This window comes from Vibrio echinoideorum (assembly GCF_024347455.1).
Classification (GTDB): Bacteria; Pseudomonadota; Gammaproteobacteria; order Enterobacterales; family Vibrionaceae; genus Vibrio; species Vibrio echinoideorum.
In genome coordinates this window covers 1,551,348-1,564,216 of sequence record NZ_AP025484.1, presented here as the reverse complement: position 1 = coordinate 1,564,216, position 12,869 = coordinate 1,551,348, and the positions used below count along the sequence as shown (strand labels likewise).

Sequence of the window (12,869 nt, the reverse complement as noted above, 5' to 3'; positions counted from 1 at the left end):
TATCACCTATGCGCTGCCAACCAACGAGATAAGGTGTGTAATTACTTGATTGGCCGTAACCCCTTCAGCTTGTGCGTGGTAACTGCGAAGTAGACGGTGGCGTAATACAGGGAATGCCATAGCTTGAACGTCTTGCGGTGTTACGTAATCGCGGCCTGCTAGCCATGCGTGCGCTCGGGCACAACGGTCTAACGCAATAGTTGCACGTGGGCTGACACCCATGTCTAACCATTGAGCAAGCTGGTCGCTGTATTGCTTAGGTTGGCGAGTCGCCATAACCAGTCGAATAATGTACTGCTCAATGGTGTCTGCCATATGAATGTTGAGTACTTCTTGGCGAGCTTCAAAGATCGTTTGTTGAGAAATAGGCTCTGGTTGAACAGGTTGGTTGCCTTGAGCTTCGCCTCTGTTTAGACGCAAGATCTCAAGTTCACTTTCCATGTCTGGATAAGCCACCTCTAAATGCAGCAAGAAACGATCTAACTGAGCTTCCGGTAGCGGGTAAGTCCCTTCTTGCTCAATCGGGTTCTGCGTTGCCATTACTAAAAACAGGTCCGGTAGAGCATAGGTTTTTCGACCTGCAGTTACCTGTTTTTCCGCCATCGCTTCTAACATAGCGGCTTGTACTTTCGCCGGAGCACGGTTGATCTCATCCGCTAGAATAAGCGAGTTAAAAATCGGCCCAGATTGGAAGGTGAACTCTCCCGTTTCTGGACGGAAAATATCGGTACCAGTTAGGTCGGCAGGCAATAGATCTGGCGTGAATTGAATACGGTGAAAATCACCTTCGACACAGTCAGCGAGCGACTTTACCGCGCGGGTTTTTGCTAACCCTGGAGGCCCTTCAACAAGAATATGACCATCTGCCAGTAAGGCGATCATCAGTTGCTTAACGAGCTCTTGCTGACCAATGATTTGAGACTCTAGATAGTTTTGAAGGATTTCGAAGTTATTTTTATGCATTTTTGGACTCTCTGGGTACCATTTGATTCTTATTTTGAGTATTGGTCACTGATTACTAGTAAAAAGTTCCAGTAAATCGGCGTAATTTATTTTTCCAAAAATGGAATGATTTACAAGTGGTTAGTGAAAAACGCGACTAAGTCATGATTTTTACCATATCAATTGCTTTTTTTACAACAAAGCTCAACGGTGTGATGTTGCCTGACTCAGATGAAGCTTAAAGGGTTAAATAATAAGGGTGAATAATAAAAATGGGATCGCATTTAGCTAGTTAATTTTTATCCAAAAAGAAAATGATTGAGTTGTTACATCGCATTTGCAGTTTTTTTGAGAGAAAAGTCTCTAGTTTTATTGGTTTTGGCCGATATATCACTCAGGTTGTGCATCGCTTTGTTGGGACGCACTAACAAAGTCCTGTTTAAGGTCTACTAATAATGAGCGATTCTTTTTAAAGGTCCAAATATGTTCAAAACTAACTCTCTGAGTATTAAGCAAAAAGTTGTACTTGGTATTACTTTTGCGGTTCTTGCATCCACGGTTATTGTTGGTGCAATGGCGCAACAACAAGCGAGAGATGTATTAAGTCATCGATTGATCGATATTGAGCTTCCCGGAATGCTAGAGCGAATCAATGGTGAAATTGATCGTGAAGTCTCTCAGTTATTGTTAGCTGCGGAGCAAATTGCTTCGAATGAATTTATTTCTGACGCTATCGAATCGACAGATCGTGATGCAGCATTAGAGAATAAGTTGGTTAAACAACTGAACAATGTTCGCAACCAATACCAACTGAATGATGCTTCGGTAGCAAACCGTCAAACGGCTTATTACTGGAACCAAAATGGCTTCTTGCGTCAGCTAAACCAACAACAAGATGGTTGGTTCTTTGGCTTTACTCAATCTGGCCAGCCAACCATGGTGAGCATGTTCCAAGAAGCCAACGGTGAGGTGAAAATGTTCGCTAACTACCAGCAGCCTTCTGGTTTAGCGATGTCAGGTTTATCTAAATCGATGGATGACATGGTGAGCCTGCTTAATGGCTTCAAGATTGAGAATACCGGCTTTGTCTTCTTAACCGATAGCCAAGGTGATGTACAAATTCACCGTGAGCGCTCTCGTAGTGATTCTTCACTTCAACAACTTTACGGCCCTCAATCAAGCCAACTATTGAACAAGTCGGGCTTCAATCTGATTACCACTGAAAGCCAAGGACAAGAGCTATTCGTGGCGAGCTTGTATGTGTCGTCAATGGACTGGTTCGTTATTGGTGTGGTACCAACCGATGAAGTGTTTGCTGAGCTCGATGCGACTGCGCAGAAGATGCTGATCATGACGGCTATCGTGGCTTTAGTCTTTATCCTAATGGGTGTAGTGCTAGCAAACAGCATTACTCAGCCTATTAAACTTCTGGCTAAGCGATTTGGTGACCTTGGCGAAGGCGATGGCGATCTGGCGCAGCGTATTGAAGTAAAAGGCAACGATGAAATCGCACAGCTTTCTAAGGGCTTTAATGGATTCATTGAGAAGATTCACGAGTCGATGAAAGAAGTGTGTTCTACCAGCCAAGCGCTTCAAGTTGCGGCGGAGAGTGTGTCAAATAAAGCGCATATCACTCACGACAACAGCCAAGAACAACGTGATCAAACGCTTCAAGTGGTGGCTGCCATTAACCAAATGGGCATGACCATCAGCGAGATTGCATCAAATGCGGCTACGGCTGCGGAAACGGCAACGCAGGCTTCAGGTAATACTGAAGTAGGCCGTTCTGTGGTAAATAAAGCGAAAGACGCGATTAGCCGTTTAGCTCAAGATATTGAAAACACGGGTCAAGTGGTTGAGCAGCTTGCTTCTACAACGCAAGATATCGGCTCAATTTTGGGTGTAATTCGTGATATTTCAGACCAAACTAACTTGTTGGCACTGAACGCTGCGATTGAAGCGGCACGTGCGGGTGAGCAAGGTCGTGGCTTTGCGGTCGTTGCGGATGAGGTTCGTAACCTTGCAAGCCGCACTGCAGATTCAACGGAGGAGATTCAGAAGATGATCAACCAACTGCAAAGCGATGCAAAAGATGCAGTATCTGCGATGAGTGCAGGTAAGGTGATTACGCTTGAAGGTGTGTCGGCATCGGACGAAGCGGTAGACGTTTTGGGTGGCATTTCAGACCGTATCGTTGATATTACTGACCGTAACACTCAAGTTGCAACGGCAACCGAAGAGCAATCAACGGTAGTTCACACCATCAACCAGAACATCGAAGAAATCAACGCGATCAACGAAGTGACAACAGGCACTGCTGAGCAACTTGCTGAAGCAAGCCAAGAGCTTCGAGACCTTTCTTCACGTCTAGATAAGATGGTTGGCTCGTTTAAGCTTTAATTGCGATTAGGCCACTAACCATAATAAAAGAGCTAGATTCATTTGATCGTGAATCTGGCTCTTTTGATTTAGGAACCGTTACTTCGATTGAAATGGGTCGCTGAAGTAGGCTTGAGTACTTTAGTTGACCTAAGTACTCGAGCTGAACTGAGCCTCAGTTTGCCATTTACCATTTGCCATGAGCATTTATGTTTACAGCACGCATTTAAGCTTACAGCACGCATTAAGTTAACGTTCAATTGATCTGGTTTCGGGCTTTGCATTTAATCGCTCTAGCATCATAGGGCGTAAATGAGTAAAATCTCGTTAGGTTTAATATTTAGGTAAGTATCATGAGCGATTTTGAAAAAGAACTAGAGCAGATGACTCAAGAGATGGGCGATGAGCCTGAAGTAAAACTGCCATCACTTGAAGAGCAAAAAGCAATTGTTGCTGAATTTAAGCGACTAGAAGCGGAAGGCAAGCTAACACCTGAAGTGTTGGAAAAGCATTTTGGTCAGTTCAACAAAACAAGTGATACACCAATTCACTAGGTTTCTGTAGAGCCAATAAGTTCGAGTTACGCCAATAAGCTCTAGACGCTCAATAGTGTTTAAAGAGATTGGTAGGGTTTACACTCTGAATAAACAGATGAAGGTCTAGCCGATGCTAGGCCTTTTTTATTGCCTTTAGCAAAGGTATCTAGAGCAAACCGAACGCAAGTGAGATTAATCCAAGAATAAATGACCAAATTGAAAAAATCCCCCTTACAACGTAAGAGGGATTGGATATGGGCAAGTTATATCTTAAAAAGGCGAACCGATTAGTCTGTACCGTACTCTTTGTGCATACGACGACATGCTCTACCGTCGCTATGGAACAAGTGACAACGGTGTGCTGGAATACCAATCGACAGCTTGTCACCAGACTCAATCGTCAACGTGTCTGGCTGGCGATAGATAACGTCAGCGTCTGCACTTTCGAGGTTTAGGTAAACTTGTGTTTCGTTACCTAGCTTCTCTACCATCATAACTTCAGCTTCAATCGTTGCATCACCTGTTTCAGCAGACAATAGGTGTTCAGGACGAACACCTAGAGACATGCGGTCACCAGCATTGACAGTCGTACCGTCTACTGGAATCCAGAAAGTCATGCCATTTGAAAGTTTAACTTGTACGCGTTCTGCTTCCGCTTGTTCAATGTGTACTGACATGAAGTTCATCTTAGGTGAACCAATAAATCCAGCAACGAAACGGTTTTTCGGATAGTGATAAAGGTCAAGTGGTTTACCGACTTGAGATACATGACCACCATCAAGAACTACGATTTTATCCGCCATTGTCATCGCTTCCACTTGGTCGTGGGTAACGTAGATCATGGTACAACCTAGTTGGCGCTGTAGTTTAGTAATCTGTGAACGCATTTGAACACGCAGTGCAGCATCTAGGTTAGATAGAGGTTCATCAAGCAGGAATACGTTTGGTTGAGAAACCAAAGTACGACCGATAGCAACACGCTGACGTTGACCACCAGAAAGTGCTTTAGGTTGGCGCTCTAGTAAGTGACCAAGCTGAAGGATTTCAGCGGCATGCTCAACGCGTTTATCAACCTCAGCTTTATCTGCTTTTGCTAACTTAAGGCCAAAAGACATGTTGTCGTAAAGGTTAAGGTGAGGGTAAAGCGCGTAAGATTGGAATACCATACCTACGCCACGCTTTGATGGCTCAACGTCATTCATGCGTTGGTCACCGATGTACAAATCACCAGACGTAATGTCTTCTAGACCTGCGATACAACGTAATAGCGTCGATTTACCACAACCTGATGGTCCAACGAATACTACGAATTCACCTTCGTTGATGTCTAAGGTTACATCCTTAGAAATCTCTACATCACCATATGATTTATAAACGTTTTTTAACGTGACACTCGCCATCTAGCTTGTCCTCGATCGATCAAATTTTAAGTATTACTGCTTATCATTATAAGAAATTTTTGGGTCAGCAGTAACTGTAGGAATTGGTAAATATTGAGTGAGTAAGAAAAAAAGTGGGTGAGACTTGGATTCTTTAACCAAGCCCACCCGTCATAGCCAAACTGGTGTCTATTTCCCCCACATCGAGTTAAACCTCCCCCGTGATTCAATCACAGATTTAACTCGTGCTTTTTAAAGACAACAGCGGGCAGTGAAGCCAACTAAATGAACAATGCTGTTAAACATAACACTTACTGGTAAAGGGTTCTTACTATCCACTCTTGGATGAATGCAGTTTCGGTGAATTAGCGTAACGGTACATCCTCCCAACGAAAAATTAACGAGGGGGAGTAGTAGGGGAGGAGTATATAAATGGGGTTATTAATAATTGGCGATCCAGTTCAAATAAATCCACCACATAACGGTGATGTTGATCACGGTGAGTATGTGTTTTGTGACTTTAATCTCTAATCTGACCGGATGGCGATCACGATTTTAAGCCATAATAGCTAGGGCGTAGTGGCTAGGATGATGAGTTAGGGGCTATTTTCTCAGATCATAAGCCCTGAAAACTGGCTCGTCTTGGTAGATGTGCCCTACGTATAAATATAAAAAGGATATTCACATGAAAAACGCTCTAAGCGCTGTAGCTCTAGGAACATTAGTTGCTCTGGGTTCTTTTGGTGCAAATGCTGCTATCGAAGAAGGACAACTAACTATCTGGGTAGGTGGTGACAAAGCTTATGAAGGCATGGCTGAAGTAGGTAAACGCTTCGAAGAAGACACTGGTGTTAAAGTAACAGTGGCTTTCCCTGACAAACTAGAAGAGAAGTTCTCTCAAGTTGCAGCGGCTGGCGATGGCCCAGATATGATCTTCTACGCACACGACCGTTTTGGCGGCTATGCAGAAGCGGGACTTCTTGTTGATATCAAACCTTCTAAAGAAATTAAAGAAGGTATCGTAGACTTCGCATGGGACGCTGTTTCATACGAAGGTAAAACAATCGCTTACCCAGTAGCGGTTGAGTCAGTTTCTCTAATTTATAACAAAGCGCTTGTTCCTAACCCTCCTAAGTCTTGGGAAGAAATCCCAGCACTTGATGCTGAACTTAAAAAAGATGGCAAAAAAGCGATCATGTGGCCTCTACGTGGCGGCGCTTACTTCACATGGCCTCTACTTGCAGCTGACGGCGGTTACGCATTCAAACAGACTGCAGAAGGTTACGACATTAAAGATGCGGGCGTAGCGACTGACGGTGTTCAGAAGTCTCTAGGTTTCATCGAGAAGATGGTACAAGATAAAGTTATCTCTGCAGACATGGATTACTCAGTTGCTGAGTCTGAATTTGTTGCGGGTAACGTTGCAATGACAATCAACGGCCCTTGGGGTTGGGAAAACATCAAGAAAGCTGGCATCGATTACGGCGTAGCAACTTTACCTAAGTTCAACGGTAAAGCGTCTAAGCCTTTCGTTGGTGTATGGGCTGGTGGTATCAGCTCTGCTTCTCCAAACCGCGACCTAGCTGTTGAGTTCATGGAAAACTACCTACTAACTGATGAAGGTATGAAGAGCCTGAATGACGACAAGCCACTAGGCGCTGTTGCTCTTAACTCTTTCCAACGTCAACTAGACAGCGACACTCGTATTGCAGCAACAATGGACAACGCGATGAATGGCGAAATCATGCCTAACATCCCTCAGTTCACAACGTTCTGGTACAGCATGGAAGAAGCGATCGGTAACGTAGTTGACGGTCGTCAAACAGTAGATCAAGCACTAAAAGCTGCTGAAGGTCGTATGACTAAGTAACAACCAAGCACTACCTTTTAAGGAGAGGGTAACCTCTCCTTACTTTTCTATTTTTTATCTATATCGCTAGCAGGTTCCTCTATGCAGTCAGTTCAAGGTACAGATGCTATCCCAGCACCATCAAGCCTTTTAGGCAGTAAAAGTGTCTTCATCAAATGGGGGTTGCTTGGTAGTGTTGGCTTAATTAACGGCTACGCTACAATTCTAATGTATTCACGCGGTGAGCTCGCTTTTGCGTTGCTTACTGTGATTTTAACGGCTTTGGCACTTTACATTTTTGGCAGTAAGAAAACTTACGCCCACCGTTATATTTATCCGGGTATTGCCGGAATGATCTTGTTCATTCTTTTCCCATTGGCTTATACCGTCGGGCTTGCGTTCACTAACTACAGCGCAAAAAACCAACTGTCTCTAGAGCGTACTCAAACCGTTCTTTTAGATCGCTCATTCCAAAGCGGTGAGAGCTACCCATTTACTTTGTACAAGACTGATGACGGTCACCAGATCGTTGTTAAAGATGGCGACCAGCTGTTAGCAACAGACGTATTTTCTTTTGAAGATATGAGTGCAACAGAGATGGACCTATCTGCAATTGAGTCTGCACAAGGTGAGAAAGAGAAGATCAAAGCGATCATCCAAAACCGTGCTGCGATTAATGCGGTTGATTTCCATCTGCCTAACGGTGACGACATCCGCATGAGTGGCTTACGTAAGTTTGCTTCTGTTGCTCCGCTTTACACGCTACAAGACGATGAACAAACGTTAATCAACAATGAAACGGGTGAAGTTCTCAAGCCAAACATGGAAGAGGGTTTCTATCAACCTGTTGATGCCAATGGTGAGTTTACTGGTAACACAATCTCCCCGGGCTTTGTGGTTAATATTGGTACACATAATTTTGAACGTGTTTGGAAAGATGATGGTATTAAAGAACCATTCATCAGCATCTTTATTTGGACGGTGATCTTCTCGGTATGTACTGTAGCGTTCACACTTGTTATCGGGCTTGTACTTGCAAATATCGTGCAATGGGAAGAGCTAAAAGGTCGTTCAATCTATCGTGTTCTACTGATTCTGCCTTACGCAGTACCAGCATTCATATCGATTCTTATCTTTAAAGGTCTATTCAACCAGAGCTTTGGTGAGATCAACATGGTGCTTGAGAATATCTTCGGCTTAAGTCCGAACTGGTTCTCTGACCCAATTCTTGCGAAAACCATGGTGTTGATGGTTAACACGTGGCTAGGTTTCCCTTACATGATGATTCTATGTATGGGTCTACTAAAAGCGATTCCTGATGATTTGTACGAAGCGTCAGCGATTGATGGTGCGAACTTCCTTGATAACTTCAAGCGTATTACATTCCCACTGATGATTAAGCCGCTTACACCGCTATTGATTGCAGCGTTTGCCTTTAACTTCAATAACTTTGTAATGATTCAACTATTGACGAACGGTGGTCCGAACATGATTGGCACCTCAGAGCCAGCGGGTTACACAGACTTGCTTGTAAGCTACACCTACCGAATCGCATTCGAAGGCGGCGGCGGTCAAGACTTTGGTCTAGCTAGTGCCATCGCAACGCTTATTTTTCTATTGGTTGGTGGACTTGCGTTACTAAACCTTCGTTTCACTAAACTGTCTCAAGATTAAGGAGCACGACAATGGCTATGGTACAAGGTAAAGGCCTTAAATACCGAGTGTGGGCAACGCATGCAGTGTTGTGGTGCTTCTTGGCAATGATTATCTTCCCACTACTGATGATCATCGCTATCTCATTCCGAGAAGGTAACTTCGCAACAGGTAGTTTGATTCCCGATAACCCATCATTGGAGCACTGGAAACTGGCTCTTGGTATGTCGGTAACGAATGCTGACGGTTCGGTGACACCACCTCCATTCCCAGTACTAACGTGGTTATGGAACTCAATTAAAGTCGCGGGTGTGACGTCGCTTCTTATTGTGGCATTGTCTACAACATCGGCTTACGCATTTGCTCGTATGCGCTTCAAAGGTAAAGAAACTATCCTGAAAGCGATGATGATTTTCCAAATGTTCCCAGCAGTACTGGCTCTAGTCGCTATTTACGCGCTGTTCGACAAGCTTGGTCAATACATCCCGTTCTTAGGCTTGAACACGCACGGTGGTCTAATCTTCTCGTACTTAGGCGGTATAGCACTGCACGTTTGGACGATTAAAGGTTACTTTGAGACGATTGATAACTCGTTGGAAGAGGCTGCAGCACTGGATGGTGCAACGCCTTGGCAAGCATTCAGACTGGTTCTATTACCATTGTCTGTGCCAATCCTAGCGGTTGTGTTTATTCTTTCGTTCATCGCAACCGTTGGTGAAGTGCCAGTAGCATCTATCCTGTTAACTGATGTGAACTCTTACACGTTAGCGGTAGGTATGCAGCAATATCTATATCCTCAGAACTACCTATGGGGTGACTTTGCGGCAGCGGCTGTACTATCAGCACTTCCGATTACTATCGTATTCTTACTTGCACAACGTTGGTTAGTTGGCGGTTTGACTGCAGGTGGTGTAAAAGGATAAGCTGTACTCTATAAGAAAGAAAAAGAGCGACCTTTAGGTCGCTCTATATTGGCATTTTTATTACATCATTTGGTTTGGCCGCCGATCAGTAATAAAAATAACCCTCAGGTTACGCATAGCTGGCCGCTAATCAGGTTCCTTACGCTATTAATGATTAGTGGTTTTTGTAACTCTAACCCAAGTATTTACTTGGGTTTTTTTATGCCTAGTTTTTAATTTCTTTTCTTGATTATAGTAATCTCACTTCCAAACAACACTTCAGTCAAATTAGCATGCGACGCATAGCGTAAATATTTAATAATTATACTTAAATTACATTTTGATACGTGATCTACACACACTTGCCCAAAGCCCAAGATAACTTATGGTTAACAACTTAAATGTGAAGAGTTGTGTCTAATTGTATTGATATGTAGAAAAATAATGGCGAACAATTACGTGTTTTAATGGTTTCCTATTAATTAATATTATTCTGTTTCGAAACCCAGTGAAAGGGATTGCATTGGTTGCTAAAGGATGTGCAAAAACAATAAATATTATTCTTAGATAGGCAGTTAAATACAATGTTAAGAAAAACAACAATCACAACAACTCTCCTGATGCTATGTTCTGCAGCAAACGCAAATCCATATATTGGAGCATCTGTTGGTCAAGCAAATTTTGATAGTGCGAGCTTTTCTGTTGATTCCGCATACGGTTCTAACAAGACGTCATTAAAGTTAGATGATGATTCTAGTTTGGCTGGCAAAATCTACGGCGGTTATCAGTTCAACCGCTACATTGCTTTGGAAGGTTCAATTGGAGGCTATGATGCTTTAGACGGTAAATCTGTTACTGTCGGCGACATGAAATTTGCAGCGATCCAACCTAAAGTTATTTTACCAATTAATGACCGTTTTAATCTTTTTGCGAAAGCAGGGGTCGCATATTTTAATGCTGAATTTAAAGTAAGTAACTCTTTCGTTGGTGCTACGGGTTATTCAACATTCTCTGATACAACAGTGACGGGCATGTATGGTTTGGGGGCTGACTTTTTGTTGACAGATAATCTTCGAATTGAGGCAACATGGGACTATATGAAACCTGAACTAGACGTGGCAAAAGCGCTTGGAGCGACAGCCTCTGTTGATGCTGAGATTAGTGTTTTCTCTCTTGGAATGAATTACCACTTCTAATATTGAGATTCTAGGGAGCTAGGAATATGTAGCTCCCTTTGCTATGTTTTAGCTGACGGAAATTGAAGTGGAATTGTTGTGAATGATGTAAACCTTAGACACTTAGATCAGTTGCTTAAGCATTTTGAGATTCATTTATCCCACTCAATAGGCTTAGGCGAATTAGAGGTCGCACTATGCACTTCTAAACGTAACGTATCAATTGTTATGAAAAAGCTGTCCGGACAGGAGTGGATAGAATGGATCCCCGCAATCGGTAGGAGTAATTCTAGTAAACTTACGATTAAAAAATCGTTGCAACAAGCAATTACCGAATTGTTGACTAGTGAACTAAATAAAGGCAGTTTTAAACTAGTATCCCGTCTTGTCGACATATACGGTTCGACAGCCGTCCGAGCACTTACTTTAGCGACAGAGCACCTCAACCAAACCAATGAATCAAGTAATGCTGTATTGATAGCGTCCTATCCATGGGTACACACTATTGATCCACTCAAGACGTTTCGGCATGCAGAGCTGCATATAGCAAAAAGTGTATATGATGTATTGCTGGTTCAGAGTCCAGATGGTGATTTAATGCCTTCCTTGGCTCACGATTGGATGATGGAAGACAAAACGATAACTCTATGGTTACGTCCTGGTGTTTACCGACATGACGGTGAGCTTCTGCAAGTTCAAGATGTGGTTTGGAGCATCAGACGTTTAATTGAGGGCAATGGCCCTATAAAACAGTTATGGCAATGCGCTGAACGCGTAGACGCAATCGCGTCCAATTGTTTAGTTATTACTCTCAAGTATGCCAATAAGTTTTTTCCTTATATGCTCGCTATGTCTAACGCATCTATTGTTTGCCGAGATATACAAAGTGTCGGTGACAAATACAGTTATCATATTGGAACTGGACCGTTCAAGATTGAACACTGGTGTCAAGACAGTATTCAATTGCGAGCACATAAAGACTATTTTTCTACTCGAGCTTTGTTAGAGCGAATCACTTTGTCTCATGCCAATGCAGATATGCAGAATATGATCAGCTTTAACTGTCCTTCGGACCAAGTTGAAATTCAAAGTATCAGCGCCCTCTTTTATTTAACTTATCGAGAAAGATTTGGTTCGAAAATATCTCGAGAGACGTGGTGTGAATTAGCTGATTATATCCATCAGCAAAAACAGCTACATGATCCCATTAATGCGGTCGAAAGCTTGGCTTTTGATCCCTGTAAAGCTAGGCCAATGATAGCAAACGCCCCAAGCTTGAGAGGGAAGATTGTCTTGGCTGAGCCCAAGTGGACTATTCCATACTTAATTCGTAATTCTAAATGGTTACATGATGTCATCCGTTCAACAGGACTCGAGTTGGAAGTTGTCATCGTCAATAACATTAGCAATCCCCACTTAGTGTCCGAGCTAGCGGATATTCTTCTTATTGAAGATGTGATTGAGACTCCCGTTGATTACGGAACTTATGAATGGTTAAGCGTGTCAACTGGATTACGATTTAGTCTTGACCGGTTTGAAATGGATGAGCATCAAGCTAAGATCAAGCGAGCGATAAGTGGCGATTCACCATCTAGTGAGTTGATGGCGATAGAAAGAGGTTTACGTTTAAGGTATACCTATTTGCCGTTATTTTCTGGTTATGAGGAGATGTCCAAAACTCAACAAGTCAGAGGGGTTCAAGTCAGACACACTGGCTACAGTGATTTTTATCGACTGTGGATCGACCTGTGACTTTGTAATTAAAACTCTCTACTAGAAGGAGCACAGCCAAGATGTTGCAACAGTACATAGATACTTTCTTGGTCGAGTGCAACGCGTCGAAAGAGATCGGCAAACGTGCTGTCACCACCAAAACAAGTTTGAATATAGTGGTTAATCTCATTGCTGTCGTAGCCTTCGACGTACAAAGTTCTAACCCATTGATACTCAACAGCCTTCAAATTGTTCAGTGTAGATTCGCTAAGAGTGGGGCGTGTGACGCTCAAGAGTAGCTCCGGAAAATTTTAATACATCCATTATGATTGGCGGTATTT

The 12,869-nt window shown here is 43.0% G+C and carries 10 protein-coding genes; 7 read left to right on the top strand and 3 right to left on the bottom strand.

All coding sequences use genetic code 11. The annotated features are described in order from the left end of the window. Positions 1 to 6 precede the first annotated feature (6 nt). The gene (locus OCV36_RS23020; RefSeq protein ID WP_135454419.1) at positions 7 to 963 is read right to left on the bottom strand and encodes an AAA family ATPase; all 957 of its coding nucleotides are present in this window, start codon (positions 961 to 963) and stop codon (positions 7 to 9) included. 462 nt (positions 964 to 1,425) lie between these two features. Here OCV36_RS23020 and OCV36_RS23015 point away from each other — a divergent pair, with 462 nt between their 5' ends. Further along, a complete protein-coding gene (locus tag OCV36_RS23015) occupies positions 1,426 to 3,342 on the top strand; it encodes a methyl-accepting chemotaxis protein (RefSeq protein ID WP_135454421.1) in 1,917 nt (638 codons plus the stop codon). 332 nt (positions 3,343 to 3,674) lie between these two features. Further along, a complete protein-coding gene (locus tag OCV36_RS23010) occupies positions 3,675 to 3,875 on the top strand; it encodes a restriction endonuclease subunit S domain-containing protein (protein WP_017065689.1) in 201 nt (66 codons plus the stop codon). Positions 3,876 to 4,144: 269 nt separating this feature from the next. Here the strand turns inward: OCV36_RS23010 and malK are convergent, their stop codons facing one another. Beyond that, positions 4,145 to 5,257, bottom strand: coding sequence for a maltose/maltodextrin ABC transporter ATP-binding protein MalK (gene malK, locus OCV36_RS23005; RefSeq protein ID WP_135454423.1), 1,113 nt, complete (start codon positions 5,255 to 5,257; stop codon positions 4,145 to 4,147). Between the two features lie 664 nt (positions 5,258 to 5,921). Between malK and malE the strand changes: the two genes are divergently transcribed. The 5 genes from malE (at position 5,922) to OCV36_RS22980 (ending at position 12,567) form a co-directional block, all read left to right on the top strand. Then, entirely contained in the window at positions 5,922 to 7,106 is a 1,185-nt protein-coding gene (malE, locus tag OCV36_RS23000) for a maltose/maltodextrin ABC transporter substrate-binding protein MalE (RefSeq protein ID WP_017074674.1), read from the top strand. Positions 7,107 to 7,187: 81 nt separating this feature from the next. Continuing rightward, positions 7,188 to 8,759, top strand: coding sequence for a maltose ABC transporter permease MalF (malF, locus tag OCV36_RS22995; protein ID WP_017074675.1), 1,572 nt, complete (start codon positions 7,188 to 7,190; stop codon positions 8,757 to 8,759). A gap of 11 nt (positions 8,760 to 8,770) precedes the next feature. Beyond that, positions 8,771 to 9,661 (top strand): maltose ABC transporter permease MalG, encoded by an 891-nt coding sequence (gene malG, locus OCV36_RS22990; protein ID WP_017081399.1) that lies wholly within the window; start codon positions 8,771 to 8,773, stop codon positions 9,659 to 9,661. 563 nt (positions 9,662 to 10,224) lie between these two features. Further along, positions 10,225 to 10,836 (top strand): outer membrane beta-barrel protein, encoded by a 612-nt coding sequence (locus OCV36_RS22985; protein ID WP_135454425.1) that lies wholly within the window; start codon positions 10,225 to 10,227, stop codon positions 10,834 to 10,836. Between the two features lie 78 nt (positions 10,837 to 10,914). Continuing rightward, entirely contained in the window at positions 10,915 to 12,567 is a 1,653-nt protein-coding gene (locus OCV36_RS22980) for an ABC transporter substrate-binding protein (RefSeq protein WP_135454427.1), read from the top strand. 8 nt (positions 12,568 to 12,575) lie between these two features. Here the strand turns inward: OCV36_RS22980 and OCV36_RS22975 are convergent, their stop codons facing one another. Beyond that, positions 12,576 to 12,821, bottom strand: coding sequence for a hypothetical protein (locus OCV36_RS22975; protein ID WP_029225012.1), 246 nt, complete (start codon positions 12,819 to 12,821; stop codon positions 12,576 to 12,578). Positions 12,822 to 12,869: the final 48 nt, after the last annotated feature.